The 25,407-nt window shown below is 54.5% G+C and carries 29 protein-coding genes and 1 pseudogene; 21 read left to right on the top strand and 9 right to left on the bottom strand.

Annotated elements, in window-relative coordinates; all coding sequences use genetic code 11:
* Nucleotides 1–13: 13 nt before the first annotated feature.
* The 3 genes from QZ280_RS08920 to argE all read left to right on the top strand — a co-directional run bounded on the left by QZ280_RS08920 (nucleotide 14) and on the right by argE (nucleotide 2,318).
* Nucleotides 14–430, top strand: coding sequence for a RidA family protein (locus QZ280_RS08920; protein WP_293442834.1), 417 nt, complete (start codon nucleotides 14–16; stop codon nucleotides 428–430).
* Nucleotides 427–1,101: a DUF1028 domain-containing protein gene (locus tag QZ280_RS08915; RefSeq protein WP_293442831.1), complete on the top strand. Its 675-nt coding sequence runs from the start codon at nucleotides 427–429 to the stop codon at nucleotides 1,099–1,101. Before QZ280_RS08920 ends, QZ280_RS08915 begins: the two co-directional genes overlap by 4 nt.
* A 62-nt stretch (nucleotides 1,102–1,163) precedes the next feature.
* The gene (argE, locus tag QZ280_RS08910; RefSeq protein WP_293442828.1) at nucleotides 1,164–2,318 is read left to right on the top strand and encodes an acetylornithine deacetylase; all 1,155 of its coding nucleotides are present in this window, start codon (nucleotides 1,164–1,166) and stop codon (nucleotides 2,316–2,318) included.
* On the opposite strand, the gene QZ280_RS08905 is transcribed toward argE, so the two are convergent.
* Entirely contained in the window at nucleotides 2,315–3,427 is a 1,113-nt protein-coding gene (locus QZ280_RS08905) for an aromatic ring-hydroxylating dioxygenase subunit alpha (protein WP_293442825.1), read from the bottom strand. The genes argE and QZ280_RS08905 overlap by 4 nt on opposite strands.
* Before the next feature lie 15 nt (nucleotides 3,428–3,442).
* Nucleotides 3,443–4,582 carry an SRPBCC family protein gene (locus QZ280_RS08900; protein WP_293442822.1) on the bottom strand — a complete coding sequence of 380 codons (1,140 nt, stop codon included), beginning with the start codon at nucleotides 4,580–4,582 and terminating at the stop codon, nucleotides 3,443–3,445.
* Nucleotides 4,583–4,724: 142 nt separating this feature from the next.
* Here QZ280_RS08900 and QZ280_RS08895 point away from each other — a divergent pair, with 142 nt between their 5' ends.
* From QZ280_RS08895 to QZ280_RS16325, 11 genes and pseudogenes are all read left to right on the top strand, one after another.
* Nucleotides 4,725–5,765 carry an NAD(P)/FAD-dependent oxidoreductase gene (locus tag QZ280_RS08895; RefSeq protein ID WP_293442819.1) on the top strand — a complete coding sequence of 347 codons (1,041 nt, stop codon included), beginning with the start codon at nucleotides 4,725–4,727 and terminating at the stop codon, nucleotides 5,763–5,765.
* Nucleotides 5,766–5,857: 92 nt separating this feature from the next.
* A complete protein-coding gene (locus tag QZ280_RS08890) occupies nucleotides 5,858–6,394 on the top strand; it encodes a hypothetical protein (RefSeq protein ID WP_293442816.1) in 537 nt (178 codons plus the stop codon).
* Nucleotides 6,395–6,487: 93 nt separating this feature from the next.
* Nucleotides 6,488–6,625 (top strand): hypothetical protein, encoded by a 138-nt coding sequence (locus QZ280_RS08885; protein ID WP_293443737.1) that lies wholly within the window; start codon nucleotides 6,488–6,490, stop codon nucleotides 6,623–6,625.
* 34 nt (nucleotides 6,626–6,659) lie between these two features.
* Nucleotides 6,660–7,832: a M20 family metallopeptidase gene (locus QZ280_RS08880; RefSeq protein ID WP_293442813.1), complete on the top strand. Its 1,173-nt coding sequence runs from the start codon at nucleotides 6,660–6,662 to the stop codon at nucleotides 7,830–7,832.
* 7 nt (nucleotides 7,833–7,839) lie between these two features.
* The gene (locus QZ280_RS08875; protein ID WP_293442810.1) at nucleotides 7,840–8,994 is read left to right on the top strand and encodes a cystathionine beta-lyase; all 1,155 of its coding nucleotides are present in this window, start codon (nucleotides 7,840–7,842) and stop codon (nucleotides 8,992–8,994) included.
* A 20-nt stretch (nucleotides 8,995–9,014) separates the two neighbouring features.
* Nucleotides 9,015–9,875 carry an NAD(P)-dependent oxidoreductase gene (locus QZ280_RS08870; RefSeq protein WP_293442807.1) on the top strand — a complete coding sequence of 287 codons (861 nt, stop codon included), beginning with the start codon at nucleotides 9,015–9,017 and terminating at the stop codon, nucleotides 9,873–9,875.
* A 1-nt stretch (nucleotide 9,876) separates the two neighbouring features.
* On the top strand, nucleotides 9,877–11,385 hold the full coding sequence (locus QZ280_RS08865; RefSeq protein WP_293442804.1) for an aldehyde dehydrogenase family protein: 1,509 nt from the start codon (nucleotides 9,877–9,879) through the stop codon (nucleotides 11,383–11,385).
* A gap of 11 nt (nucleotides 11,386–11,396) precedes the next feature.
* Nucleotides 11,397–12,113 carry a serine O-acetyltransferase gene (locus QZ280_RS08860; protein ID WP_293442801.1) on the top strand — a complete coding sequence of 239 codons (717 nt, stop codon included), beginning with the start codon at nucleotides 11,397–11,399 and terminating at the stop codon, nucleotides 12,111–12,113.
* A gap of 11 nt (nucleotides 12,114–12,124) precedes the next feature.
* Entirely contained in the window at nucleotides 12,125–13,009 is an 885-nt protein-coding gene (locus QZ280_RS08855) for a VOC family protein (protein ID WP_293442798.1), read from the top strand.
* Between the two features lie 60 nt (nucleotides 13,010–13,069).
* Nucleotides 13,070–13,614: pseudogene (locus QZ280_RS16330) on the top strand (alcohol dehydrogenase catalytic domain-containing protein).
* A 6-nt stretch (nucleotides 13,615–13,620) separates the two neighbouring features.
* The gene (locus QZ280_RS16325; RefSeq protein WP_365734443.1) at nucleotides 13,621–13,995 is read left to right on the top strand and encodes a zinc-binding dehydrogenase; all 375 of its coding nucleotides are present in this window, start codon (nucleotides 13,621–13,623) and stop codon (nucleotides 13,993–13,995) included.
* Between the two features lie 125 nt (nucleotides 13,996–14,120).
* Here QZ280_RS16325 and QZ280_RS08845 read toward each other — a convergent pair whose 3' ends face one another.
* The 5 genes from QZ280_RS08845 to QZ280_RS08825 form a co-directional block, all read right to left on the bottom strand.
* Nucleotides 14,121–14,774: a DUF2461 domain-containing protein gene (locus QZ280_RS08845; protein WP_293442795.1), complete on the bottom strand. Its 654-nt coding sequence runs from the start codon at nucleotides 14,772–14,774 to the stop codon at nucleotides 14,121–14,123.
* Nucleotides 14,775–14,838: 64 nt separating this feature from the next.
* Entirely contained in the window at nucleotides 14,839–15,780 is a 942-nt protein-coding gene (locus QZ280_RS08840) for a Gfo/Idh/MocA family oxidoreductase (RefSeq protein WP_293442792.1), read from the bottom strand.
* 9 nt (nucleotides 15,781–15,789) lie between these two features.
* A complete protein-coding gene (locus QZ280_RS08835; RefSeq protein WP_293442789.1) occupies nucleotides 15,790–16,641 on the bottom strand; it encodes a class III extradiol dioxygenase subunit beta in 852 nt (283 codons plus the stop codon).
* A complete protein-coding gene (gene ligA / locus QZ280_RS08830; RefSeq protein WP_293442786.1) occupies nucleotides 16,641–17,030 on the bottom strand; it encodes a protocatechuate 4,5-dioxygenase subunit alpha in 390 nt (129 codons plus the stop codon). Before ligA ends, QZ280_RS08835 begins: the two co-directional genes overlap by 1 nt.
* Before the next feature lie 118 nt (nucleotides 17,031–17,148).
* Entirely contained in the window at nucleotides 17,149–18,381 is a 1,233-nt protein-coding gene (locus QZ280_RS08825) for a LysR family transcriptional regulator (protein WP_293442783.1), read from the bottom strand.
* Nucleotides 18,382–18,552: 171 nt separating this feature from the next.
* On the opposite strand from QZ280_RS08825, the gene QZ280_RS08820 reads away from it, so the two are divergent.
* Genes QZ280_RS08820 through QZ280_RS16315 form a run of 6 tightly spaced genes read left to right on the top strand, consistent with a single transcriptional unit; the run spans nucleotide 18,553 to nucleotide 23,077 of the window.
* Entirely contained in the window at nucleotides 18,553–19,290 is a 738-nt protein-coding gene (locus QZ280_RS08820; protein ID WP_293442780.1) for a PIG-L deacetylase family protein, read from the top strand.
* A complete protein-coding gene (locus QZ280_RS08815) occupies nucleotides 19,287–19,976 on the top strand; it encodes a 4-carboxy-4-hydroxy-2-oxoadipate aldolase/oxaloacetate decarboxylase (protein WP_293442776.1) in 690 nt (229 codons plus the stop codon). Before QZ280_RS08820 ends, QZ280_RS08815 begins: the two co-directional genes overlap by 4 nt.
* Nucleotides 19,969–21,030, top strand: coding sequence for a 4-oxalomesaconate tautomerase (locus QZ280_RS08810; protein ID WP_293442773.1), 1,062 nt, complete (start codon nucleotides 19,969–19,971; stop codon nucleotides 21,028–21,030). The genes QZ280_RS08815 and QZ280_RS08810 overlap by 8 nt, the downstream gene beginning before the upstream one ends.
* Entirely contained in the window at nucleotides 21,027–21,923 is an 897-nt protein-coding gene (locus QZ280_RS08805) for an amidohydrolase family protein (protein ID WP_293442770.1), read from the top strand. Before QZ280_RS08810 ends, QZ280_RS08805 begins: the two co-directional genes overlap by 4 nt.
* On the top strand, nucleotides 21,901–22,509 hold the full coding sequence (locus QZ280_RS16320) for a hypothetical protein (RefSeq protein ID WP_365734439.1): 609 nt from the start codon (nucleotides 21,901–21,903) through the stop codon (nucleotides 22,507–22,509). Before QZ280_RS08805 ends, QZ280_RS16320 begins: the two co-directional genes overlap by 23 nt.
* A 43-nt stretch (nucleotides 22,510–22,552) precedes the next feature.
* Nucleotides 22,553–23,077, top strand: a complete 525-nt coding sequence (locus tag QZ280_RS16315; protein WP_365734437.1) for a cytochrome P450 — start codon at nucleotides 22,553–22,555, stop codon at nucleotides 23,075–23,077.
* Between the two features lie 6 nt (nucleotides 23,078–23,083).
* On the opposite strand, the gene QZ280_RS08795 is transcribed toward QZ280_RS16315, so the two are convergent.
* Nucleotides 23,084–23,875 (bottom strand): phytanoyl-CoA dioxygenase family protein, encoded by a 792-nt coding sequence (locus tag QZ280_RS08795; RefSeq protein WP_293442767.1) that lies wholly within the window; start codon nucleotides 23,873–23,875, stop codon nucleotides 23,084–23,086.
* Nucleotides 23,876–23,897: 22 nt separating this feature from the next.
* Nucleotides 23,898–24,389, bottom strand: a complete 492-nt coding sequence (locus QZ280_RS08790) for a MarR family transcriptional regulator (RefSeq protein ID WP_293442764.1) — start codon at nucleotides 24,387–24,389, stop codon at nucleotides 23,898–23,900.
* Between the two features lie 70 nt (nucleotides 24,390–24,459).
* Between QZ280_RS08790 and QZ280_RS08785 the strand changes: the two genes are divergently transcribed.
* Nucleotides 24,460–25,401 carry a PDR/VanB family oxidoreductase gene (locus tag QZ280_RS08785; RefSeq protein WP_293442761.1) on the top strand — a complete coding sequence of 314 codons (942 nt, stop codon included), beginning with the start codon at nucleotides 24,460–24,462 and terminating at the stop codon, nucleotides 25,399–25,401.
* Nucleotides 25,402–25,407 lie beyond the last annotated feature (6 nt).

Below are 25,407 nucleotides of genomic sequence, written 5' to 3'. Positions count from 1 at the left end.
AAAAAGGTCCTCCATGGCGCACACACGCATTCGTAAGTTCAATACCTCCGACACCTATCCAGAGCAAAATCTGGACAATGACCTGTGCCAAGCGGTCGTCACACAAGGCGGTAAGACTGTCTGGCTTCGTGGCCAATGCCCGCAAAATCTTGACGATGCGGTGAATATCACGAGCCATGACCCTATTGAGCAAACTCATAAGGTTATGCAAAACATCCGCCAGTTGATTGAAGAAGCGGGTGGTTCCATGGAGCATTTGGTCAAAGTTGTGGTCTACATCACGGATGTACGTCATCGCGAAGATGTTTACCGCACGATGGGCGAATATATCAAAGGAGTGCACCCAGTCTCGACGGGGTTGGTGGTGCAAGCGCTGGCGCGGCCCGAATGGTTGGTTGAAATTGATGGCACGGCGGTGATCCCAGAATGACTTTTTCATTGGTCGCGCGCTGCGCCGAAACCGGCATGTTTGGTCTGGCGATTTCATCCTCTTCACCGGCGGTTGCGGCGCGTTGTGCTTATGCGCGCGCTGGGGTTGGTGCGGTTGCGTCGCAGAATGTTACAGATCCGACGCTTGGACCGCTCGCACTGGATCTGATGCAGGGTGGGATGAGCGCACATGAGGCCATTTCTGGCGTGAGAGACTTAGGCCAATTCATCGAATATCGCCAAGTTTTGGCGGTGGATAAACAGGGTGCGACCGCTATTCATTCTGGTCCGAATTCCCTTGGGATCTGGACGCAAGCGCAGGGTGCAGATGTTGCTTCTGGTGGGAATCTGCTGGCAAACAAGGGAGTGCCGCAGGCGGTTGTTGACGGGTTTCAGTCAAGTCGCGGCCATATCGGGGATCGGTTGATCGCGGCCATGCGCGCGGGCCTGTCCGCAGGGGGCGAAGCGGGGCCATTGCATTCTGCGGGCATGATGATCGTGGATAAGGTCGCATGGCCCATCGCGGATTTGCGCTGTGATTGGACGGATGACTGTCCCGTCGAAAATATCGCCACCGCTTGGGAGATCTACAAGCCTCAGTTGGAGGCATATGTGCAACGCGCACTTGATCCGCGAGAGGCACCGTCGTACGGGGTGCCGGGAGACGAGTAGCTAGGGGATCCGCCCGCACGGAATTTGGGGTGGGTTGACCATTGCTTTGCGACGGAGAAAATATGCCGGATATTTCGCGAGTTTTGGAGATTTTGGACCAGCTGATCGGTTTTCCAACAGTCAGCCTTGAGAGCAATCTGGCTCTGATAGACTTTGTCGCGGATCTGCTCAAAAACTCGGGCTTTGAAATCACGCGCATTTATTCCTCCGATCGTCTGAAAGCAGGTTTGTTCGCCTCGATTGGCCCTAAGATTGACGGTGGCATCTGTTTATCCGCGCACACCGATGTGGTGCCGGTTGATGGCCAAATCTGGACACAGGATCCTTTCGCGTTGAGCATAGAAAAAGATCGTGTTTACGGGCGCGGCACAACGGATATGAAGGGGTCTCTTGCCTGTGCTTTGACCCTCGCGGAGCGAGCGAAAGATCAACCTTTGAAAGCACCGTTAAGCTTGTCGATTTCCTATGATGAAGAGATCGGCTGCGTCGGTATTCAAGAGATGATGCCAGAGCTAAAGCTCCTCATCGGCGCACCGCGCCTTGTCATAGTGGGCGAGCCAACGGGTATGCAGGTAGCGATTGGGCACAAAGGCAAGACAGCGCTTGATGTGACATGTTTTGGCGAGGCGGGTCACAGCGCGCTTTCCCCAGATTTCATCAATGGGATCCACGTTGCGGCGGAGTTCGTTAGCCAGATACGCCACCTGCAAACGATGCTTGCACAAGGGCCGATGGATGACGCCTACAGAATCCCTTATTCGACGGTTCACATTGGCCAAATCGAGGGTGGGCGCGCGTTGAATATCGTGCCTGCAGAGTGCGTGCTGAAGATGGAGTTCCGTCATCTGAGTGAAGCGCCAGCAAGTCAACTGTTGTCGGAGATTGAGGGCATCGCGAAACGTGTCAGCACATCATTTCCGAACGCCAAGCCAATCATTGTGAAGCAGATCAACGCATACCCGGGCCTGAACATGGATCCCGCGAATAGCGCGGTCACCTTGGCCTGTGAATTGGCGGATGGCGCGTCTGTTACCAAGGTGCCTTTTGGGACTGAAGCAGGCTTTTTCGCGGAGCTGGGATTGAACACTGTCGTCATTGGGCCGGGTGATATGGCATTGGATGGGCATAAGCCGGACGAAGGCATATCCAAGTCGGAATTGATCGCGTGTTGTGCGATGATGGACAACATTTTGAACACGCTGACCACAGATGGTTAATCGAGCAGCGCCGCGTCTTGCTGGGCCAACCAAAGCTGGAAGTCGCGGATCGTGCCTTCGAAATCATCGCCTGCCAAAGGACCCGATTGCGCATGTTGAGAGCGTAAAGCGATTTGCATTTTTTCCAGTTTTTCGCGGTCTTCCGTGTTAACCTCTTCCCAGAGCTGAATGCGCTCTTGAATGGTGGCTGCGTCCAGATCGTCGCCATAAACCGACATCGTCCATTTGACGCGGATCTTTTCCGCAGCAATCGGGAAGATCGACAAGGACACCAACAGACTTGCCGCCTGACTGGCCACTTGCGTGGGAAAGCGCGCGAACAAGGTGGATCGGTGGCGCTCTGCGTCGCTGAGACCTGCGGCACCCTTGCCTCGCCGTGCGGCGGTTTCCGGATAATTCGCCATGTAGGATGTAAATCCCGGTCCTGATGCAGATTTCTTGGCCAAGCCTGTTGGTGTGTAGTCGTGCAGAGTGTGAGGGTGCACAACAGAGAGGTGATAGCCCTCTATAAAATTCTCAACGAGGCACTTCCAGTTGGTATGCCAGACCTCTTCTGCCACATGGACCAGCCTGAATGTGTCGGATTGATAGGGCTCTAACAATGCATCCAAGGTTTCGGATTCGTCTGAAAATGGTGCAGCTTCAGCATCAAGACTGCAATAAATAAAGCCGTTCCAAAGTTGGATTTTGTAGCTGTGCAACTGGCAAGAACTGGCATCAAAGCCCCTGTTTTCCATACGATTGGCGCGCAGCAAAGCACCGTCGCGGCCATACATCCATGCATGATACGAACAGACAAACCGCTTAACGTTGCCGCGTCCTTCGGCCAGTGGCATGCCGCGATGACGGCACACATTGGCGAGCACACGAACGACGCCGTCATCGCCACGCACAATGATCAGTGGTTCTTCGAGCAGTTGAACGGTGAAGAAATCGCCCGCCTCGGGCACTTCGTCCTGGCGGCCCAAACAGTGCCAACCTTTTTGGAGCACCGTTTTCTTTTCCCAATCGAAACGTTCGGCGGAAGTGTAAAAAATACCAGGTAGACCCATCGGACTGTCAGCAGGCAAGGCTGCAAGAGATTGCAAAATCGGCCTGAGATCAGTCATTGTACCCTCCTGCGGCTAGCCTATGTGTTGATCCACTTTCGCCATTAAATACTGTGCGAAATCGTAGTTTGGGCGTTCGAGATGGGACAGGTGACCGGGTTTTGCCAAGCCTGACGACAGACCGTTGAAGACCTTCTCTGTACAACCGCGATCCTCAATATTTACATCATCCAAGAGCGCCTTGAGGTCAGTGAAATTCTGTGACGCATCTGCATCCTCGCTATAGTCATCCGACATGCCGCCACCAAAGCGGATGTGCACTTGACCAGGACCTTTGGGATGCAGGCCAAGATACCAGAAATAGCCAGGGGTCAGTGTGATCAGCAGCGACGGGTAGATAGCCAGTAGGAAGGTCGTGCGCCGTTCGTCGCCCTTGAGGCGCGTGTTGGTGTCATGCGCCATTGCGATCCTCAGCGTCTCGTCTTTGAGGATTGTGTGATAGTTGAACGCCGCGAGGCCGGGGGGGCAGACCATGTCTTCAAGCTTGGAAAGCCCGCCAATTGTGCCCGCGTGACAAACAGGCAAATGATAGCTTTCCATGAAATTTTCAGCGAGCACTTTCCAGTTGGTGTCCCACACATGCTCTTCATAAAAGACCTCTGTGTAGTTAGTCATGTCGTAGCCCGCGATCATCTCTTCGACTTCGCCCAATTGCTCCGCGACGGCGGGGGCGTCTTCGTTCAGTGTGATAAACACCCAGCCGAGCCATTCTTCGCAGCGTACTTTAGGAAGCTTGTATTGATCTTTGCAAAACCCCTCGTTCAAGCTCATCGCTGGTGCGCCGCGTAAGGAGCCATCCAAATTATAGGTCCACGCATGATAAGGGCAGACGATAGAGCGCGCGTTGCCACGCCCTTGCAACAGCGTGGACATGCGGTGCAGGCATACATTCGATAGGCCACGCAAAATGCCTTGGCCATCGCGCATCACCAAAACGGGCTGACCCGCAAGTTCGCAAGTGGTATAGTCCCCCGCATTCGCAAGGCCATCGGCGCGGCCAACACAGAACCAATCCTTGGCGAAGATGCGTTCTAGTTCGAGGTCTGCGAACTCTTTTGTTGTGTAAACCTCGGGCGGCATCGCGCGCGCGCTTTCAAACGGCTGCGCTGTGTTCTCGCGCAAGGCATCAACCGGATTTATACTTTTGTTCGCCATGGCTTGTCTTTTCTCGGGGGGTGGTTTTGAAGTTCATTGAAGCAAAGTTTTGTCTCGTGTGACCGCCAGAAAGCGACAGTGGGTCGCGAAGAGGTCGGGAATTGAACATTTTGTGGGGCGAGCTTTGGGAGTGCTGAAAGCAATGCGCACATTGATCATAGGCGGTGGGGTGTCCGGCCTTGCCCTAGCGGAAGCGTTAGAAGCGCAGGGGCACGATTACTTGTTAGTCGAGGCGCGTGACCGATTCGGCGGACGTATCCAGACGCAGCAATTTGAGGGTGCGAATTTTGATATGGGCCCTGCATGGTTCTGGCCGGGACAACCGCGTATCGCCGCACAGGTGAAACGGTTTGGGCTGGCCGTGTTTGAGCAATACAGCACAGGTTTGCAAACGGTTGAGGATGGGCAAGGACGTGTGCAGCAGGTGCGTGGTTTCGCATCAATGCAAGGTTCATTGCGGCTTGAGGGTGGATTAAGCGTCTTGACGAGACGGTTGGCTGATACACTTCCTGGCGCGCGCAAACGTTTAAATGCGAAGGTCGAAGGGCTTTGCTGCGAGGAAGGTCAGGTCGTAGCGCATCTGGTTGGTGACGAAACCCTTGAAGCTGATCAGGTTATTTTGGCGATGCCACCGCGTGTTGCCGCAAACCTGAAATTTGAGCCTGCACTGACAGACACAACAATCGCGGCGATGCGTGGCGTTTCGACATGGATGGCAGGGCAGGCCAAGGCCATGGCGATCTACGACACGCCATTTTGGCGACATGCGGGTCTGTCTGGTGATGCGTCTAGCCGCTTTGGCCCGATGGTGGAAATCCATGATGCTTCACCATCGCAAGGCGGGCCTTATGCATTGTTTGGCTTCCTTAGTGTGCCTCCTGAGTACCGCCAAGATGAGCAAACACTGCGCTATCATATTCAGGCGCAACTCGTGCGGTTGTACGGGGATGAGGCGGCAAAGCCAGCGATGCTCACCTTCAAGGATTGGGCATTTGATCCTTTGACTGCGACCAAGGCCGATCACGCGCCGCTTTATGCGCATCCCCAGTATGGCTTGCCAGCTGCAATGGATGGCATGTGGGAGGGCAGGTTGCATTTTGCGGGAACGGAAGTCGCGCCAGAATTTGGCGGCTTCATTGAGGGGGCATTGGAAGCGGCTGAGGCAGTTTTACGCAAGCTTTAAGGTTCTGGCAAAAGTCGAACCGGCAAAATCGTTTTTCACACAGACGCTTGAGTGAGAGGTTGCCTATTTTTCTTTGAAGAAGAGGATAGAGCATGCAAGACACTGGCCCCGCGTTTGAACGTTTTGAGCTCACGACCTTTCTGAATGAGAGCGAACGCGCGCGGATCGGGCTTTTGGTCCTGCAATCAGATCAAACGATGGAACAGGAGATGCGTCAAATGACCGACGGTCTCGGCGTATCTTTGTATCATGCGCGCTTGCCCAACGACACGGTGGTGACGCCGGACACGTTGGCCAAAATGGAAGCAGTGTTGCCCATCGCAGCCGCCTTGCTTCCCGAGTATCTGGGCCTGCACGCGCTCGGCTACGGTTGCACCTCTGGTGTGACAATCATCGGCGAAGATCGTGTTACCTATATAATTAGGCAAAGCCATCCCGCGGTGACCTCCTGCAATCCGCTCAGTGCCGCCAAAGCCGCATTGAAAACGCTGGGGATCACCCGTCTCGGCCTTTTAATACCCTACAGGCCAGAAGTCACAGAAGCTTTGCAATGGCGTTTCGAAGAGGTGGGGATTGCCGTAACTGTGGCCGGCTCTTTCGATTATAAAAGCGACATCATAGTTGCGTAGATTGACCCTGCATCCATTTTGAGCGCCGTCGTTAGACTCGGCCAATCAGAAGACTGCGATGGGGTCTTCATTTCCTGCACCAGCCTGCGCGCTGTGGGCATTGTCGAAAAGGCGGAACGCCAGCATGGCAAGCCCATAACAAGCAGCAATCAAGCGCTCGCGTGGCATCTGTTGCTGCTGGCCGGGATTGACGACAAACTTGACGGGTTCGGCCAGCTCTTTCAAACATAACACATCGAACTCTATTATAAGCGACCTTACATCCATGCAGATCAATGAAAATTCTCTCATCGAAGATCTCAGCGCGATGGTCCGTACACCGAGCGTGAACCCTTTCGGCACCGCAGATCCAAAGCACCCCGCCGAAGAGGCGATGGCGCAGCTCTTGGAAAGCCGTATGCGTGCACTAGGTCTGGAGGTCGAGAGTGCAGACGTAGCGGACGGGCGGCGCAATGTCTGGGGACGCTTAAAAGGGCGCGGGTCTGGTCCGACCATCATGCTTGCAGGTCATTTGGATACGGTTGGCGTCGGTGGCTACGATGCGCCGTTTGATCCAGTGATCAAAGATGGCTGCATCTACGGGCGCGGATCTTGCGATATGAAGGCGGGCTTGGCTGCGTATCTAGAGGTCATGCGCTTGCTTATCGCGCGAAGCGAAAAGCTGGATGGGGATGTGATCCTAGCGGGTGTTGTTGATGAAGAGGATCGGATGATCGGCTCGCATCATTTCGGCACGCATGGTCCGCATGTTGACTATGCGATTGTGGCAGAACCAAGCAATCTGGCGATCAGCACAACGCATCGTGGGCAAATGTGCATGATCTTGCGGACCTTCGGCAAATCTACCCATTCCAGCGTGCCTGAGAACGGGATCAATGCGATCTATCACATGGGCGCAGTGATAGAGACGTTGCAAAGCTACGCTACAAGTCTGTCACAACGAGAGCCGGATCCCCTGTGTGGTGCGCCGAGCTTTAGTATCGGCGCGATCAAAGGCGGGGAAGGACCGTCCTTGGTGCCCGATTTTTGCCAGATCGAAATTGATCGTCGTACGATCCCCGGAGAAACCTTTGAAATTGTTGCGGCAGAACTGCACGGCGTTCTCGCACCGCTTGTGCATGGAATCCCCGATTTCAAATACGAGCTTCTCGCGCCCAGCCTAAATTGCCCGCCGCTGAAGACAGAAATGACATCGCCTGTCGTCACCGCGCTGGCAAAAGCGCATGAAACCGTTACAGGTGAGGCCGCTGACTTCATGACCTTTCCTGGCTCTACAGATGCGCCGAATTTTTGCTGCGCGACGGTGATCTGCGGGGCGGGAGATCTGGCGCAATGCCACTCGCTTGATGAATATGTCTCGATCGCGCAAATCAAAGCGGCGGTCAGCCTCTATTTGGAAACCATATTACAGTTGCAAACACAGACCATAGCGGAGTGAGAGACTGATGGATTGGCGCACGAAACTTCTAAATCCCACACCTCGTGCGAGGCGCGATTATGCGTCATTGGTGACGCCAGTGTATCGTGGCTCAACCGTCGTGTTCGAGGATCAATTGAGCGTGAAAGACAGCTGGGATCAGGCCGAGAACGGCTATTCCTACGGGCTTTATGGAACACCGACTGCACTGGAACTCGCTGCGCGTCTTAGCGATATTGAGGGTGCGCATCGCACGTTGATTGTACCGGGTGGGCAAGCGGCGATTGCTTTGGTTTATTTCGCCTATTGCACTGCCGGCAGCCACGCGCTGGTGCCGCATTCTGCCTACGGTCCCAACAAGGAAATGGCCGCAGGCATCTTGCGTGGTTTGGGCATCGAAGTGGAAGCCTATGACCCGTTGATTGGCGAGGGTATCACAACACTTATTCGCGACAACACGGCGTTGATTTGGTGCGAAAGCCCCGGTTCTGTCACGATGGAAATTCAGGATGTTCCAGCAATTGCCGACGCGGCGCATGCGCGCGGCGTCGGCGTTGCGTTGGACAACACATATGCTGCGGGGGTGATGTTTGATGCTTTCGCACATGGCGTTGATGTCAGTATGCAGGCGCTCACAAAATACGTTGGTGGTCATAGCGATTTGCTGCTTGGTTCCGTCTCTGCACGCGATGGCGCGGCTTTCGAAAAACTCGGACCCGTTTATCGCCAGTTGGGCCTTGCCGTATCACCAGATGATTGCAGCCTCGCCTTGCGCGGTTTGCAAACTTTGCCTGTGCGTCTTGCGCAGCTTGAGGCATCGACTTTGCAAGTGGCACACAATCTTGCTGATCGTTCAGAGATCGAAGCGGTGTTCCATCCTGCCTTTCCCACTTGCCCCGGTCATGCGACTTGGCAAAGGGATTTTAGCGGCTCAACCAGTGTGTTCTCCATCCTCTTCAAAGGCAGTGTAACGCCTGGGCAAGTTGAAAACTTCTTAGAAGCGCTGGAGCTATTTCATATCGGCCTAAGTTGGGGTGGCGTCCATAGTTTGGCTGTTGTCTATCCGCGACTTGAACGGCCTGGAAAAGACTTCTCGGGCCGTTTGGTGCGGCTCAATATCGGCTTGGAGCAGCCGGATGATTTGATTGCTGATTTAGAGCGAGCATTCGCCACGATTGGCTAGAAATTTTAAGGATAGATGTGATGCAGGTTGGACTGATCGGGTGCGGGAATATGGGGGGTGGTATGGCCTCCCAAATCATTGGTGCAGGGCACGGGCTGACTTGCTTTGATCCAAACTCTGAGAATAGCGCGAAGGTCGCGGCAATGGGCGCACAGCTTGCCGCTTCTGCGCGTGAATTGGCGGCGCATTGCGACGTGATCATCCTGTCCTTGCCCAAAGCCGCGATTGTCGAAGTGGTGATGGAGGATATGCTGCCGAGCTTGCAGGAGGGCACGATCATACTGGATACATCGACCTCCGAACCTGCCACGTCACAAGCCATGTCTGCGAAAGGCACGGCAGGTGGTTTTGCCTTTATCGACGGCCCTGTCAGCGGTGGTCCCGCTGCGGCAAATGCGGGCAGCATTACGATGCTTTTGGGCGGTGACGGTGATGCTATTGAAACGTTGCGCCCTCTTCTGGATATCCTCACCGTGAAGACGGTGATCGTTGGTGGTTCCGGCGCGGGGCATGCGGCGAAGATCGCGAATAACATGCTCTGCGCGGCCAATCTTGTGTTGGTGGGTGAGGCGGTTCGCTTGGGGCAAGCGGCGGGTGTGAACCCGCAAGATTTGCTTGAGGGGATCAACGCTGGCTCAGGGCGCAGTGGCGTGAGCGAGGTTAATTTCGAGAAATGGATCCTGAACGATACGTTTAATTCAGGCTTTACGATGGGTTTGATGCGCAAGGATGTTGGTCTTGCATTGGACCTTGCTAAAGGGTCTGGCATTGATCTCAGTGGCTTTGCGCAGATCGCTGATATTTGGCTTAACAAGTCTGGTGATATTGAGGATGAGGATGATTTCAATGCGATTGTGAAACGTGATCCAAAGGGAGCTTGATATGTCAGAACGTAAACAGAAATTAGTGGCTGCGTTGGCAGAGCTTGGGCTTGGGGAACAGCCACAAAGCCTGATCAACGGTGTGCTGTGTGACGGGGCTGGTGTGGATATTCAGCTTGTGGATCCGTTCACGGAAGAGGTTTTGCTAAGCTATTTTGATGCGGATGCAGCCCTTGCAAATGCAGCATGCGACGCAGCGCAAGACGCGCAGAAAACATGGGTGAGAGAGTTCTCAGCCGCCGCGCGTGGGCAAGTTATGCAAGACATCTCGCGAGCTGTTTTGGCACATGCCGAGCCTCTCGCCACCATTGAGGCTATCGTTGCTGGCAAGCCAATCCGCGACTGTCGCATCGAAGTGGCTAAAGTCGCGGAAATGTTCGCCTATTATGCGGGTTGGGCGGACAAATTGCATGGTGAAGTCATCCCCGTGCCGTCGGGCCATTTGAATTACACCCAACGCGAACCCCTTGGCGTGGTGTTTCAGATCACCCCATGGAACGCGCCGATCTTCACAGCGGGCTGGCAGATTGCACCCGCGATTGCGACGGGCAATGGCGTTGTTATCAAACCAAGTGAGCTGACGCCGATCACAACCGTCGCACTTGTAAAGATTGCGGAAAGCGGGGGTCTGCCAGCGGGCCTCGTAAACGTCCTCTGTGGTTTGGGTCCAACCACTGGGCAGGCCGCCATAGCGCATGCCGCAGTGCGCAAGATGGTGTTTGTCGGCTCTCCCGAAACAGGACGACAGGTTGCAATCGCCGCGGCGTCGGCCTTGAAGCCGGCGGTTCTGGAATTGGGTGGAAAGTCCGCAAATATTGTGTTCGAGGATGCGAATCTTGAGCACGCGTGCCTTGGCGCGCAAGCGGCGATTTTTTCGGGCGCGGGACAAAGCTGTGTTGCGGGCTCGCGATTGCTCTTGCATCGCTCTATCCACGAGAGGCTGATCGATATGCTCTCAAGTGGCATGAACAAGATTCAATTGGGCGACCCTTTGGATGATGCAACCGAGGTTGGTCCGATCAGCAACGCACGCCAGTTTGAGCATGTGCGTCAAATGCTGATTGAAGCCAACGATGAGGGTGCTGATGTGCTCAGCAGGAACGCCGCAGATGGACAAGGCTATTTCGTGCCACCAACGATTTTGAAGGGCCTGGCTAATACAGCCAATGCTGCGCAGAAAGAGATTTTCGGGCCCGTCGTCACAGCGATCCCATTTGATGATGAAGCAGAAGCAATCGCATTGGCGAATGCCACAGACTTCGGATTAGCGGGTGCCGTGTGGACTGCAGATGTGAGTCGCGCGCACCGTGTGGCCGAGGCCGTACGTGCGGGCACATTCTGGATCAATAGCTACAAGGCAATTCACGTGTCCTCGCCTTTTGGTGGCTCGCTTAGTTCTGGTTTCGGGCGTTCAAGCGGCACCGATGCTTTGATGGAATATACCTCTGCGAAAAGTGTATGGCTTGATAGCGCACCCACCCCGCGCATTGCGTTCGGGTATGTGTCCTAGGGGGATTTTTGTTGGACTTGATTGAAGATGTGAAAGATGCACTAGGGGCGTCAAGGCAGGGCGCGGCGGTCCTGAATTTTGGTGCTTTTGACACGTTTCCAGAATTGGCGGGCAGGCTCTTCGCGCAGATCAGTGGCAATGCGGCAGTGGGGTCGACGGTCCAATCTGTGTACGCCGCTGATGGGACTTTGGTTGAAACAACCACATACGACATTGCCGAAACCGCACGCCGCAATTTCGAACCGGGCGGCGCTGCTGCAACGCTGCTTTTTGCGCGCGGCGCACATGCGGTTATGGCACATCGCGTCGCGCATAAGATATGGGCTGATGGCGACACCACGCTTGCCCTTGCGATCAAAGCCAGTTGCGCGCGGGTGCTCTCCACTGACATCCATCCCGCAGCACAGATTGGCGCGGGATTTTGGTTGGATCATGGCTTGGGCTTTGTAGCGGGTGAAACGTCGGTGATTGAGGAGAATGTTTCGATCTGGCACAACGTCACGCTTGGCAGCACGCTGAACACAGGCGGTGCGCGGCGCCATCCGCACATTGGTTCAGGCGTTGTGATCGGGGCAGGTGCGACGATTTTGGGCGAGGTCACGATTGGCGCAAACGCCAATATTTCAGCAGGTGCAATTGTGCTTGAAGATGTCCCCAAAGGTATGCGTGCGTTGGCAACCAAAGCCACGGTGCGCGGGACAGCACGTTTGAGTTTTTTGAACACTTAAGGATCAAACAAATGAACGCATCTTTTGGAATTGATCACCCGCTTGTGGCAACCCACGACATCGACGCCCTGCGCGCGCGCTTGATCGGGATGGGGTTCAATATGACCTCTATTGGCAAACATCCTTGGGGTACGAGCACCAGCCTTGCGATGTTTGAAGGCTGTCTACTCGAGATTATGGGCGTTTACGATGACACGCTTTTGGACGAGTTGCCTGCGGGTGATTTTCGCTTCGGGCGGCACATTTATGAGCATTTACAGCAGCGTGAGGGCGTGGCGTTGTCTGCACTTCACAGCACAGATTCTGTCGCGGATGCAAAACGCGCGCGAGATGTGGGCTTGCATGTCGCGGGGCATTTGGAATTTGGTCGTGACGTGACCTTGCCGGATGGAACAGAGGAGCGCACGAAAACCACGCTTGCGTTGATGCCCAACGCGCAATTCCCGCGCTTGTCGTTTTTTTTGTGCCAACAACATCGCCCCGATCTAATTTACGTACCTGATTGGTTGGAACACCCGAATACGGTAAATGGCATTTGCGGTGTTACGATTGTTGCGGATGGAATGCATCACGCTGATCTTAAGCGGCAGTTTACATGGCTTTATGGTGAAGGCACTGCGCTGGGCGACCGTTTGGAGTTTCAAACGGCAAACGGTGTTCTTCGGGTGTTGAGTAAGGCGGATTTCGAACGTGATATCGGGTCGCTCACGAAAAATATTCAGGCGGAAGAGCAACCAAGTATCGCCGCCATGGATTTTTCGTTGGGCGATCTAACGGCCTTGGAAACCTATCTTTATCAGCTGGGGGTTGAATATAAACCTATTGAAAATGGCTTGGCGTTGAACAACGCGACACAAACGGCCAATACTCTGTTTCGATTTTTTCAAACTCTTTAGACTGTTCCGTCGTCACAATTGGTGCAACCCTTTTGAAGAATACAAAGAAAGGATCCCGCCATGCGCGCAGCTGTTGTTCGTGAGTTTAACGAAGACCTCTCGATTGGAAGCGTTGAAGACCCAAGCTGTCCTGACAATGGCGTTGTCCTTGAAGTCGCGGTATGTGGCGTATGCCGGTCTGATTTTCATGGCTGGGTTGGAAGGCATCCCAAAGTCACACATGGCTCAATTCTTGGGCACGAATATTGCGGAACCGTTGTCGAGGCCGGCGCGCAGGCCAAACACAAGATCGGCGACCGCTTGATTGCGCCGTTTATATTGTGTGCGGCGATTGTTCTGCCTGTCATACGGGCGCGTCCAACACCTGCGAAAGCGCCATTTTGCCGGGTTTTGGCGTGCCGGGCGCTTATGCGGAACTGGTGGCTGTGCCGTTTGATCACAACCTTGTTCACTTGCCAGACAGCATGTCACCCGCTTTGGCCGCAGGTTTGGGATGTTGTGTCACAACGGCTTGGCACGCGTTGACAGATCGCGCCAATGTACGCGCAGGCGAATGGGTAGCAATCCATGGCATAGGCGGGATTGGCTTGTCTGCTTTGCTCTAGGCGAAGATGCTTGGCGCGCAGGTTGTTGTGGCGGATATCGTCGAGGGAAAGCTTAACCACGCCAAATCTCTGGGTGCGGATGCGTCGGTGAATGCTGCGAAGGAAGACGTCGCAGAGGTCATTCGCGAGATTACGGGCGGCGGCGCGCAGGTCTCTGTTGAAGCGCTTGGGATCGCGCAAACTACCAACGCCTCAGTAGAATGTCTTGCCACGCTTGGGCGTCATGTTGATGTGGGTATGCCTGGGGGTGACGGTGTGATGGAGACCAATATCCGCGCGATCTACTCCAAACAACTCGCGTTTTTTGGCGCGCGTGGGATGTCGTCTTGGAAATACCCGTCCTTGCTTGCGATGATTGAACGGGGGGGGATGTTGATCTGACCCCGATGTTGGATCGCGAGGTCAGTCTATCAAGCGCAAGCGCCGAGTTGCGCGCAATGAAAGGCGCGACACCTCCGGGCACGGCTGTGATTACAGATTTCTCACGTTAGTGCAGCGTGACGCGCTTAGTTGAAGTGCCGCACAAGCGGCGCAGCGGCACGAAAGATATCGATCAACGTGTAGATCACATTGTCATCCAGCAGATCTTCATCGGCAATCGCGGTTTGACAACGCCAGCCCACCATTTTCAAAAAGGGCGCGGCAGGATCGCTGTTATCATAGCCTTCTGGAACAACATTCAGCTCTTTATCGGTCAGCAAACCCGCTGGGAACATGGCCTTAAAATCTTCATCCTCGAGCGCGTCTTTCAGCCCTTCTGGATCGTCACTCAGCCGCGCGCGCATGCGGGTCAATCCTTCTTTCGAGGGCTGAAACAGCCCAGCCCCTGCATAGCAATTCCCTGGCGCGATATGCAGGTAATAGCCAAAGTCTTCCTCAGGATGGCCCGCGTTGGCGAAAATATCGATTTCAGTGCGGTAAAGCCCCGGCCCACTACGCTGGCGCGCATCTTGAAAAAACTTGGTGTAGCTTTGCTTTGGTTTACTTTTCGTATCGGCAACCAGCGTGTCAAAGCGATCTGAATAGTCGTGCAAGGTCTGCGAGACGCCTGCAAAATTGCGCATCGCATTATCGCGCTCTTCGCGGTGTTCATCCACCCATGCTTTGCGATTGTTAAGCGCAAGGTCCTTGAGGAAGGTGAATGTTTCCGGTTCGATCATGGCAGGCCTCCAGCATGATATGTGCAAAGCGGTGTCATCCGCTCACACACAGTGGATACGCTACCTAGAAGGATTTCTCAATTCGATCCAACGTCGCCATCGCGCCCAACACATCAGCCACTGCACCATTCGGTGTGTGCCCTTCTTTGATAGCAGAGATGAATTCACGGTCGATCAATTCGATCCCGTTATTGGACACTGCGACACCGCTCAGATCAATCTTATTGTCATTCCCGTCATAAAGATCGTCATAGCGCGCAATGTAGGTGCCATTGTCGCAAATGTAGCGAAAGAACGTGCCGAACGGGCCATCGTTGTTGAAGCTGAGCGAGAGCGTGCAGATTGCGCCGTTCGCTGCCTTAAGGCCGATGGACATATCCATTGCGATGCCTAGGTCCGGATGCATTGGACCTTGTAAACCATGCGCGGCAACAGCAGGTCCGCCCGTTTGGTATTGGAATAAATCTACCGTGTGGCACGCATGATGCCAAAGCAGATGATCGGTCCAGCTACGCGCTTCGCCTTTGGCGTTGGTGTTGGTGCGGCGGAAAAAATAAGTTTGCGCATCAAGCTGTTGCAGGGTGAGCTCGCCCGCTTGGATCTTGTTGTGGATCCATTGATGCGACGGATTAAAGCGGCGCACTTGCCCCGCCATCGCGACTACCCCAGTCTCTTCCTGAACGCGTACAATTTCGAGACTGTCAGCCAGCGAATCCGCCATAGGGATCTCGACCAGCACGTGTTTACCCGCTTTCATACAGGCGATGGATTGCGCTGCGTGCAGGTTTGTGGGGGTGCACAGGATCACCGCATCCACATCATCACGCGCAAGGCATTCGTCCAATGTTGTCGCTGCGTGACCAATCTCGCGTTCAGCCGCCAAAGCGTCGATCTTGGCTTGGGTTGGCCCCATGATCGAGGTGACCTTGACTTCGTCAATCTGCGCCAAGGCGTCGAGATGTTTCAGTCCAAACGCGCCATAAGCACCCGCTACACAAATCCGCATGATCGCCTCCTATTCGTGGTTTTCTAATATAATATGACCGACCGCGGTGTTGGACGCAGGCACGTGATAGTGGCGATGCACCTCTTTGACTTTGTCGTTTAAAGCGCCGCGCATGACGTGCCACATGACCATTTCGATGCCCTCGGACCCGGTCTCGCGCAGATACTCTTCGTGCGTGATCTGGCTGGCGGCGATTGGGTCCTCCGTCATCATATCAAGGAAGCGTTTGTCCCAGTCTGCGTTGATAAGGCCTGCGCGCTCCGCTTGCAACTGATGGCTCATTCCGCCGGTGCCAAAGATCATCACGTTCAGATCTTCGTCGTAGCTGTCGATGGCGCGTCGGATGGCTTTGCCAAGCTGGAAACACCGATTTCCTGTGGGTGGCGGGTATTGCACAACATTGACGCAGAGCGGCACGACGAGGCAGGGCCAATCGTCGTCCTGCGCAACTTCTCCGAACATGATCGACATAGGAACAGTTAAGCCGTGATCGACCTCCATTTCGTTCATGATTGTCAGATCGAACTCATCCAGAATGACCGACTGGGCGATATGGCTCGACAGTCGTTGATGGCCTTTCACGACGGGCACAGGACGCGGGCCCCATCCCTCGTCCGCAGGATGATATTCTGCGGCACACCCCAGCGCAAAGGTCGGGATGCACGACGCATCAAACGCGGTACAATGATCGTTATAGACCAGAAAGATGACGTCGGGCTTGTTGTCTTTCATCCACTTGCGGCTGAACTCAAACCCCTCGAATGCGGGGATCCAGTAGGGTTGTTCTGTGATGCCTTGATCCATTGCGATGCCGATCGCGGGCACATGGGAACATCCGACGCCTGCTGTTAGTCGTGCCATTAGCTTTTCTCCCATTCGGATTTATAACGATTGCCTTCAATCGAGCGACCGCCGTTGAGCATCATGTCTCTGTATTCTTCGCGGCTCACGCCGGTCATCATTGCGGCGAGGTCTTGGAAGGTGATCCCATCGAATGCGGCCAATTTGGACGTGTAATAAATGTTGCCGCCCAGTTCTAAAAGCCGGTTCCAATCGCGATCCCGTACCGCTTGGCGTTGCTCTTCGGTCATTGGATATTTCGCGAGATACGCTTCTGGATCTTCTTTCATCGCCTTGCGATTATTGGCTTGCCGCATCGAGATGCAGAACATGTTCAAATGATACCCCTCTCGCGAGCGATCCGCGTCAAAGACGTAGGTTCCGGGGATGTCTTCGTAGTTTTTTTCCATGTCCAGTCCTTGGGCTTCAAGGTGAGAAAGGTCGGGTTGGTCCGAGGCATAGCGTCAGCTTAGCCTTAGTTGAGCGGCCGCAAAATAGAAAATTCAATAGGACGTTTTGGTATTCAATTTAAGTATAGATGGGAGCAGACGCGTGCGTTGCGGCCTGTCTCAAGAGTTCAAAGAAATGGCCCTGCGTGGGGGTTGGCTTCCAATCTGTGCGGTAGGTTAAGCCAATGGATCGTATGCTTTCGGGCAAGGAAATGTTGAGCGGTATGATCAAGCCTTGCGCGCGCTCTACCTTGGTCTGCTGCAAGGATATCAACGTCACATAATTGCCCTTAGACAATAGGCCGCGTACGAGCACCAAAGAGCTGGAGACAACACGCACTGGTGTGGCGTCTGCATTCGCAATGTCGAGCATGTGGTAGAGATAGGTCCCCGTCGGCGTCGCCTTTGGTGGGGCAATCCAAGGGTAGGCCATCGTGTCGGCCACGCTTAAGTTTGATTTATGTGCAAGCGGATGATGTGGGCCGACGACGATGGCTAAGGTGTCGTCCAGTAGCGGTTCTTGAATGACATCATCGCTCGGCAAAGGGTCGCGCAAAGCACCGATCAAAACATCAAGGTCGCCGTGCCGTAAGCCGCGCAGTAATTCTGCATAGGGGCCATCAACCGTACGCACCTGTATGCTCGCGCCATGCTCTAGTAGTTTATCTATTGCTTCTGGTAATATTGAAGTCCGTGACAGTGGCATGGATCCGACAACAATCGTTGTGCTATCGTCTTCGCTTAGTCGAGTGATTTCATCGTAGCCTTGGCGTAACTCTGCCGCGGCCAGCTTGACAGCGCGCGCGAAAGGTTCCGCTTGTGGCGTCAGCTCAATCCCTTTGCGACTGCTTACAAAAAGTGTCATGCCCGAGAGTTTTTCTAGATCACGTCCTGCACGGTGAATTGAGGGTTGCGATATCCCAATCGCGCGTGCCGCGAGGCTGAAACCACCCGTCTCCCAAATGGCCACCAGTGCGCGCAACTGCGACGCGGTCACTTGATTTTGAAACCCCACATGAGGCTTGTCGCCGCGCCGCGCGGCGGATCTGACCGCATCATCCGCGCCGTTGTCGAGAAGTTGGAACAGATTTTGAACGCGTACGTGCAGGGCCGCTCCCGATTGGGTAACGAACATGCCATCGCGACGACGCTCAAAAAGCGGGGTGACAAAGTGCTCTTCCAGTCGCCTGATCGCTTGTGTGACGGCGGGTTGAGATAGATGAACGCGTACGGCTGCCGCACTTATCCCACCTTGGGATGCAACTTCTTTGAATGCCTTAAGATGGCGTAGATTTATGAATTTTACAGACATTACAGAGGGTTTTCTGTTTTAGTGCAATTGGATGGTGATAAGTCGTATAGCCAGAAATTATACAGTTTCTCGGGAATTGAAATGGCTGTTATGCCCTGCTTTGGGATAGTTTTTGAGGAACACTTGGCTGCTTAGGCAGGCACGCATTCATAACCCTTTGGAGGCTCTCCCATGTCTGACAAAAAAACCGCCCTTGTTATCTCTGCGCACGCTGCTGATTTTGTGTGGCGCGCCGGAGGCGCGATCGCGCTGCATCAGAGCTTAGGGTATGAGGTCACCGTTGCTTGTCTGTCCTATGGTGAACGTGGCGAAAGTGCGAAGCTGTGGAAGCAAGAGGGTATGACGCTGGAAGTTGTAAAAGAGGCCCGCAAAGAAGAGGCGCAGAATGCCGCGAACGCTCTTGGGGTGACAGACATACGCTTTCTTGATCTGGGGGATTATCCGCTGCGTTTAGATCGCGATGCGCAGGATCAAATGGTCGATATTATCCGCGAGGTGCAGCCCAAATGGATGATGAGCCATTCCAAATGGGATCCTTATAATACGGATCACATGAACACGACACGGTTTGCATTAGAGTGTCGGATGATCGCGCAAGCCTGGGGGCATAATCCGGGTGAAAAGGTGCTTGGGGCACCGCAAATGTATTTGTTTGAACCGCATCAGACCGAGCAGATGGAGTGGAAACCGAATGTGTTTCTCGACATCACATCAGTGTGGGACAAAAAACGCGCCGCAATTGAATGTATGCAAGGGCAAGAGCATCTGTGGAATTTCTACACCAATGTCGCTGAAAATCGCGGTAACCATTTCCGCCGCAACTCTGGTGGCATGGCAGGTGGGCGCAAAGCGGAATACGCGGAAGGCTTCGAGATGATCTTTCCGCAAACCGTGGATGAACTGGCATGATCGCGGCAGGTACAACGGGCGTTGTTGTTCAACAAATCGAGCGCGCGGATCAATCCGTCATTGACGGATTAGCAAAATATGGCGTTGCTACGGTGCATGAGGCGCAAGGCCGCAAGGGTTTGCTTGCAGATTATATGCGCCCAATTTATGCAGGATCACGCATCGCGGCTAGCGCGGTGACTATCCTTGCGCCACCCTGCGACAATTGGATGATCCACGTTGCGATTGAGCAACTTCAGGTGGGAGATATTCTTGTGCTGGGAACGATCTCCCCTAGCAATGCAGGCTACTTTGGCGATCTTCTAGCAAGTTCCGCAAAGGCGCGGGGCTGCAAGGGTTTGATAATCGACGCGGGCGTGCGTGATGTGGCAGATCTTACAGAAATGGGCTTTCCGGTCTGGTCAAAGGCAGTGTTCGCGCAGGGCACGATCAAAGAGACATTAGGCAGCGTGAACATCCCTGTCGTGTGTGCTGATCAGTTGATCAATCCCGGTGATATTATTGTCGCTGATGATGATGGCGTGTGTGTGGTGCGCCGCGAAGAGGCGGCAGATGTTCTGGAGAAAGCACAAGCACGCGAAGCCAACGAAACTGCAAAGCGCGTGCGCTTTGAGGCCGGCGAATTAGGCCTTGATATCTATGACATGCGCGGGCGTTTGGCTGAGAAGGGTCTAACCTATGTCTGATGGCATCCGTGCCATGTGGATGCGGGGCGGGACGTCGAAAGGCGGCTATTTCCTTGCCTCTGATTTGCCGCATGATTCAAAGATGCGCGACGCTGCATTGCTCTCGATTATGGGCAGTCCCGATAGTCGCCAGATTGACGGCATGGGCGGTGCGGACCCGTTGACATCAAAGGTCGCAGTGGTGCGGACATCTGAGCGCGTGGGCGTAGATGTGGACTATCTGTTCCTGCAAGTTTTTGTGGATCAGGCAATTGTCACGGATGCGCAAAACTGCGGCAATATCCTTGCAGGTGTTGGCCCTTTCGCGATTGAACGCGGCTTGGTGGCGGCGCAGAACGGTGAGACACCCGTGACTATTTTTATGGAGAATACAGGCCAGATTGCGCAAGCTATCGTGCAAACGCCTGATGCGCGCGTGATGTACAAAGGTAGTGCGCAGATTGATGGTGCACCCGGCACCTCGGCCCCAATCCCGATTGAGTTTAAGGAAACCGCGGGCAGTTCTTGTGGTGCACTCTTGCCAACGGGAAACGTCGTGGATCAGATCAATGGCATTGCGGTAACGATGATCGACAACGGCATGCCCTGCGTGGTGATGCGCGCGCAAGACTTGGGGATTTCGGGTACGGAAGATCCTGTGGATCTTGAAGCAAATGCACCGTTGAGAGGACGGCTGGAGGCCTTGCGTTTAACCTGTGGCCCCTTGATGAACTTGGGCGATGTCACAGACAAGACCGTGCCTAAAATGACCATGGTGTCGCCTGCGATTAACGGCGGAGCGATCATGACTCGAACGTTTATTCCCCATCGCTGTCATAAAACCATCGGTGTGCTTGGTGCTGTCAGTGTGGCCACCGCGTGTTTGCTCGATGGCTCGCCTGCGTATGATCTGGCCGATACCGGGTCAGGTAACACGCGCAGCCTAAAAATCGAGCACCCGACCGGGGAAATGACGGTTGTGGCCACCCTTAAAGGCGATACAGTCGCTTCGGCCGCTATCCTGCGCACAGCGCGCAAATTGATGGATGGCACCGTATTTATAGGAGACGCATGATGGACGTTGACTGGATCCCGTTCCATCCCAATCCGAAGACGCCTGATTTCGTGGTGCCAGAAGGGGCTGTGGATGCGCATTGTCATGTGTTCGGCCCTGTCGCGGAGTTTCCTTATGCCCCTGAGCGCAAATATACGCCATGTGATGCGGGCAAGGACCAGCTGTTCGCGCTGCGCGATCACCTAGGGTTATCACGAAATGTGATTGTGCAAGCGACCTGTCACGGCAAAGACAATCGCGCGATGGTTGATGCGTGTCGTGCAGGGGGCGATCTCACGCGCGGAATCGCAAGCGTTGGTGCGGGTGTCACGGATGAAGAGCTGGCTGATATGCATGATGCCGGCGTTCGTGGTGTGCGCTTTAACTTTGTGAAACGTTTGGTGGATGCGACGCCGAAAGAGGTCTTTACCGAGATTGCAGAGCGGATCGCAAAACTCGGCTGGCATATCGTTGTCTACTTTGAGGCCGCGGATCTCGAAGAACTTATTCCGTTCTTAGAAAGCCTTCCTACAATCATCGTCGTGGATCACATGGGGCGCCCTGATGTGAGCAAAGGCGTTGATCACCCCGATTTTCAACGCTTTGCCGATCTCATGGCGCGCAATGAAAATATCTGGACCAAGGTGACATGCCCCGAACGCCTGACACTCGCGGGGCCACCTTACGACGATGTGATTGCTTATGGTGCGCATATCGTTGAACGTTTTCCTGATCGTGTGATCTGGGGCACTGATTGGCCGCATCCGAATATGAGATCGCATATGCCCGATGATGGCGCGTTGGTGGACTACATTCCTAAGATTGCGCCTACGGCTGAATTGCAGCAAAATTTGCTCGTTGATAACCCGATGCGATTGTACTGGAATACCCATGACGAAACTGGCCCCGATTGATGACACTATCACGCTTGCTGATCTGACAAATGATCCGTTCCCGATTTATCGCAGGCTCCGCCGCGACGCGCCTGTAGTGCGTGTTGCGTCCATGGGGCGCACGCTTGTGACCAGAGCGGCGGATACGAAGTATGTCAAAGACAATCCGAAGCTGTTTAGCTCGGATGATCCAAAGACGCCGATGACGCGTGCCTTCCAAGCCCATACATTGATGCGCAAAGATGGGGCGGATCACATGCGCGAGCGCATGGCGATGGCCCCTGCCTTCGCGCCCAAGGTTATCAAAGAAAAGTGGGTGCCCGCCTACGAACGGATTGCGGAAGAATATGTTGCGCGCCTGCCGCATGGGGAAGTCGTTGATCTGTTTCCAATGCTCGCAGGCCCCTACGCAGCGCGCGGTTTGGCTGTGCTACTTGGGATGGAAGAGGCCACGGATACGCAAATGCAACGCTGGAGCCAAACGTTGATCGATGGCGCGGGCAACTTTGGTCTACGCGACGATCTTTTCGCAGCCTCAGATTCAGCGAATGCAGAGATGAATGCGCTGTTAGACACCGCGCGCGCGTCATCTGGTTACGCCCAATAGCTCCGCTTATTCAGTCATGCTCAACGCGCATGACCCTATCGAGATGAGCCAGATCTACGCCAACATCAAAATCGCGATTGGTGGCGGCATCAATGAACCGCGTGATGCTTTATTGACTATTCTGTGCGGACTTCTGAGCAATCCAGATCAGCTCACCGAAGTGAAACGGAATGGCGACTGGGACAAAGCGTTTGAAGAAGGCATTCGCTGGGTCGCGCCGATCTCTGCCTCCGGTCGCGTGACGACGCAGGACACAGAAATTCGCGGCCACCTGATCCCCAAGGGTGAGACGGTAATGACCATACAAGCCAGCGCCAATCGCGATGAAGAAATTTACGTGGATGGCGAGGACTTCAATGTGTATCGCGCCGCAAGTACGCATCAGTCGTTCGGCAACGGCCCGCATTTTTGCCAAGGCACACATGTAGCGCGTCGGGCGGTGGGACAAGTGATGTTGCCGATGCTGTTTGATCGTTTCCCTAACATGAGGATTCCTGAGCCAACCGATGTGATCTGGTCTGGTTTCGCGTTTCGTGGCCCTGTGCAGATGCCCGTGTTGCTCCAGTAGCTTCGCTTACAGCAACATCGGAAACCAGTCAGTGCGCAGCTTTTGGCCGGCTGTCATATCGTGCCCAGGAAAGGGCGGTGAGGTCGGTCCAGGGCGCTCCACATAACGCGCATCATCACCAAGTAGTCGCAGGGAAAAGGCGCGGCGACGGGTCGTGCTTTCGTTGCCTCGCGCGCCATGCAGCGTTTTGTAATTGAACGCCACTGCATCGCCCGGCTCCATCTTCCATTCAAGAACCTCCATGCCCTCGATGTCAGGGTCCGGTACGGGCATATAGTCGTCCTCATTAGGGTAAAAACTGGTCTCGGCCAGCCAACGCGTTGGAAGGACGGGCTTTTCCCAGTGGTGAGAACCTGCAATGCAGCGTAAGGATGCGTCACTTACAGGGTCCAAAGGTGACCAAAAGCTCACAGTTTGTGCGCCCTCAACAAAGTAATAGGGGCTGTCTTGGTGCCACGGGGTTGGCTTTGATGTCCCCGGTTCTTTCACCAGGACATGATCATGAAACATCTGGACTGTCGTTGATTTCATCAGCTCTGCGGCAACTGCTGCGGCAGGCGAAGCATGGATTGCCGCTTTAAACTCGGGGATGCGCGTCCAATTGCAATAGTCATCAAAGAAACGTCCGCCTTCGCCCTCTTTGAGGTTTTCTGCCGCGTAGGGCCCGGGGTCTGCCATATTGCGCTCAACGCCTGCGCGCAGCTGTTCGATTTGATCTTTGAACAGAGCTTTTACAAGGACTGCGCCATCGCGATCATAAGCCTCGATTTGATCTTGGCTGAGCAAGGGGTGGGTCATTTGGGGTGATCCTCTTTGGGGTTTAGTCAGTGTTGCTGGTTTTGCCTGTCGGTGCGACTGGATCTTCGAGGGTTTTCAAGAGCGCCTTTAGCATAGGTTTGAGGTTTGTGGCATCTGTGTTTGACAGCTGTGCTAGCAGCCTTTTTTCATGCGCACGGGCAAGTGGAACCAAAAGGTCCACAAGGTTTTGTCCCTCAGGGGTCAAAAACACACGCACACGCCTGCCATCGTCGGGGTCGTTTTGACGGCGCAGCACACCACGGGTCTCCATATGAGCGATGATCCTTGTGAGGCGCGATTGCTCGACCAGTGCCAGACGCGCAAGATGCGTGATCATTGCACCGTCGCGATCGTGCAGGCAGGCGAGCACACGCCATTCAGGCACGCGCAAATCATGGCTGCGCACCGTCGCATGAAACTGCGCACTCGCACCCTCACTTGCGGCGGCAAGCAGGTAGAGCAAGTAGTCTGCAACGAACTCTGGTTCGTCAGTTTCGAGGGGCGTGGATGTCATAGGAAGCCCCCAGAAATTCCTTGACCGAAAGTATATGAAAATTCATGTTGTTTCATAGGGAGACTGTCCAATGGCCAAAATCGAAGGTGTCGTTCTTGAGATCGTGTCGTTAACCGACCGTATCAGCAGCTTGCGCATTGCTGCAACCGATGGCAGCGCTTTACCCATTTGGGAGGCGGGCGCGCATGTGGAATTTGATGTGGTCGATGGTGCGCGTGCTTATTCGCTGATCGCCTTTGATCTTGTTACCGTCGCGCCAAACTTCTACCAGATTGCAGTGCAACGCGAGGACGACGGTCAAGGCGGGTCGCGCGCGATGCATGATTTGCAAATTGGTGATCCGATTACCTTTAGCGCCCCCAAAAATGACTTTCCGGTGAAGACAGGTGCCTCTGCGGTTCTTTTGGCGGGCGGTATTGGTGTGACGCCGATGATCTCAATGGCAGCAGCTTTGCACGCTGCGGGTCAGCAGTTTGCGTTTCACTATGCGGGGCGCAGCGCGTCGGTGATGGCTTATCACGCAGAACTTGCAGTGACTTGGGGTGATGCGTTTCACTTGCATTGCGACGATAACGGCAGCGCGCTTGATCTGGATGCCGTCATCGCCTCACTCAACGCTGGGCATTTGTATGTCTGTGGTCCGCGCGGCCTTTTGGATGCTGCACGCGCCAAAGCCGAGGCGCAGGGCATCCCGCAAGACCGCGTACATTACGAGCTGTTTGAAGCAGCGGCGACGCAATCCAATGACTGCGCCTTTGAGGTCCAGATCAACGATGGCACGGTCTATACAATTCCTGTGGGTCAAAGCATCATTGACGTGCTTGAGGAAAACGACGTTGATGTCATGTATGATTGCCAGCGTGGTGATTGCGGGATTTGTCAATGCGATGTTCTTGAGGGCATGCCGGATCATCGTGACGTGGTGCTGAGCGACGCGGAACGCGAGGCAGGTGATGTCATGCAAATCTGTGTCAGTCGTGCGAAAACATCGCGTTTGGTGCTGGATATTTAGAGGGTT

It is taken from the genome of Planktotalea sp., from assembly GCF_018607995.1.
Taxonomy (GTDB): Bacteria; Pseudomonadota; Alphaproteobacteria; order Rhodobacterales; family Rhodobacteraceae; genus Planktotalea.
This window is presented reverse-complemented; position numbering and strand designations above follow the sequence as displayed.

Excerpts from the sequence above, each read along its gene's own strand:
- QZ280_RS08920 (WP_293442834.1), top strand. The coding sequence starts at position 14 with ATGGCGCACACACGCATTCGTAAGTTCAATACCTCCGACACCTATCCA.
- QZ280_RS08915 (WP_293442831.1), top strand. The coding sequence starts at position 427 with ATGACTTTTTCATTGGTCGCGCGCTGCGCCGAAACCGGCATGTTTGGT.
- argE (WP_293442828.1), top strand. The coding sequence starts at position 1,164 with ATGCCGGATATTTCGCGAGTTTTGGAGATTTTGGACCAGCTGATCGGT.
- QZ280_RS08905 (WP_293442825.1), bottom strand. The coding sequence starts at position 3,427 with ATGACTGATCTCAGGCCGATTTTGCAATCTCTTGCAGCCTTGCCTGCT.
- QZ280_RS08900 (WP_293442822.1), bottom strand. The coding sequence starts at position 4,582 with ATGGCGAACAAAAGTATAAATCCGGTTGATGCCTTGCGCGAGAACACA.
- QZ280_RS08895 (WP_293442819.1), top strand. The coding sequence starts at position 4,725 with ATGCGCACATTGATCATAGGCGGTGGGGTGTCCGGCCTTGCCCTAGCG.
- QZ280_RS08890 (WP_293442816.1), top strand. The coding sequence starts at position 5,858 with ATGCAAGACACTGGCCCCGCGTTTGAACGTTTTGAGCTCACGACCTTT.
- QZ280_RS08880 (WP_293442813.1), top strand. The coding sequence starts at position 6,660 with ATGCAGATCAATGAAAATTCTCTCATCGAAGATCTCAGCGCGATGGTC.
- QZ280_RS08875 (WP_293442810.1), top strand. The coding sequence starts at position 7,840 with ATGGATTGGCGCACGAAACTTCTAAATCCCACACCTCGTGCGAGGCGC.
- QZ280_RS08870 (WP_293442807.1), top strand. The coding sequence starts at position 9,015 with ATGCAGGTTGGACTGATCGGGTGCGGGAATATGGGGGGTGGTATGGCC.
- QZ280_RS08865 (WP_293442804.1), top strand. The coding sequence starts at position 9,877 with ATGTCAGAACGTAAACAGAAATTAGTGGCTGCGTTGGCAGAGCTTGGG.
- QZ280_RS08855 (WP_293442798.1), top strand. The coding sequence starts at position 12,125 with ATGAACGCATCTTTTGGAATTGATCACCCGCTTGTGGCAACCCACGAC.
- QZ280_RS16325 (WP_365734443.1), top strand. The coding sequence starts at position 13,621 with ATGCTTGGCGCGCAGGTTGTTGTGGCGGATATCGTCGAGGGAAAGCTT.
- QZ280_RS08845 (WP_293442795.1), bottom strand. The coding sequence starts at position 14,774 with ATGATCGAACCGGAAACATTCACCTTCCTCAAGGACCTTGCGCTTAAC.
- QZ280_RS08840 (WP_293442792.1), bottom strand. The coding sequence starts at position 15,780 with ATGCGGATTTGTGTAGCGGGTGCTTATGGCGCGTTTGGACTGAAACAT.
- QZ280_RS08835 (WP_293442789.1), bottom strand. The coding sequence starts at position 16,641 with ATGGCACGACTAACAGCAGGCGTCGGATGTTCCCATGTGCCCGCGATC.
- ligA (WP_293442786.1), bottom strand. The coding sequence starts at position 17,030 with ATGGAAAAAAACTACGAAGACATCCCCGGAACCTACGTCTTTGACGCG.
- QZ280_RS08825 (WP_293442783.1), bottom strand. The coding sequence starts at position 18,381 with ATGTCTGTAAAATTCATAAATCTACGCCATCTTAAGGCATTCAAAGAA.
- QZ280_RS08820 (WP_293442780.1), top strand. The coding sequence starts at position 18,553 with ATGTCTGACAAAAAAACCGCCCTTGTTATCTCTGCGCACGCTGCTGAT.
- QZ280_RS08815 (WP_293442776.1), top strand. The coding sequence starts at position 19,287 with ATGATCGCGGCAGGTACAACGGGCGTTGTTGTTCAACAAATCGAGCGC.
- QZ280_RS08810 (WP_293442773.1), top strand. The coding sequence starts at position 19,969 with ATGTCTGATGGCATCCGTGCCATGTGGATGCGGGGCGGGACGTCGAAA.
- QZ280_RS08805 (WP_293442770.1), top strand. The coding sequence starts at position 21,027 with ATGATGGACGTTGACTGGATCCCGTTCCATCCCAATCCGAAGACGCCT.
- QZ280_RS16320 (WP_365734439.1), top strand. The coding sequence starts at position 21,901 with ATGACGAAACTGGCCCCGATTGATGACACTATCACGCTTGCTGATCTG.
- QZ280_RS16315 (WP_365734437.1), top strand. The coding sequence starts at position 22,553 with ATGAGCCAGATCTACGCCAACATCAAAATCGCGATTGGTGGCGGCATC.
- QZ280_RS08795 (WP_293442767.1), bottom strand. The coding sequence starts at position 23,875 with ATGACCCACCCCTTGCTCAGCCAAGATCAAATCGAGGCTTATGATCGC.
- QZ280_RS08790 (WP_293442764.1), bottom strand. The coding sequence starts at position 24,389 with ATGACATCCACGCCCCTCGAAACTGACGAACCAGAGTTCGTTGCAGAC.
- QZ280_RS08785 (WP_293442761.1), top strand. The coding sequence starts at position 24,460 with ATGGCCAAAATCGAAGGTGTCGTTCTTGAGATCGTGTCGTTAACCGAC.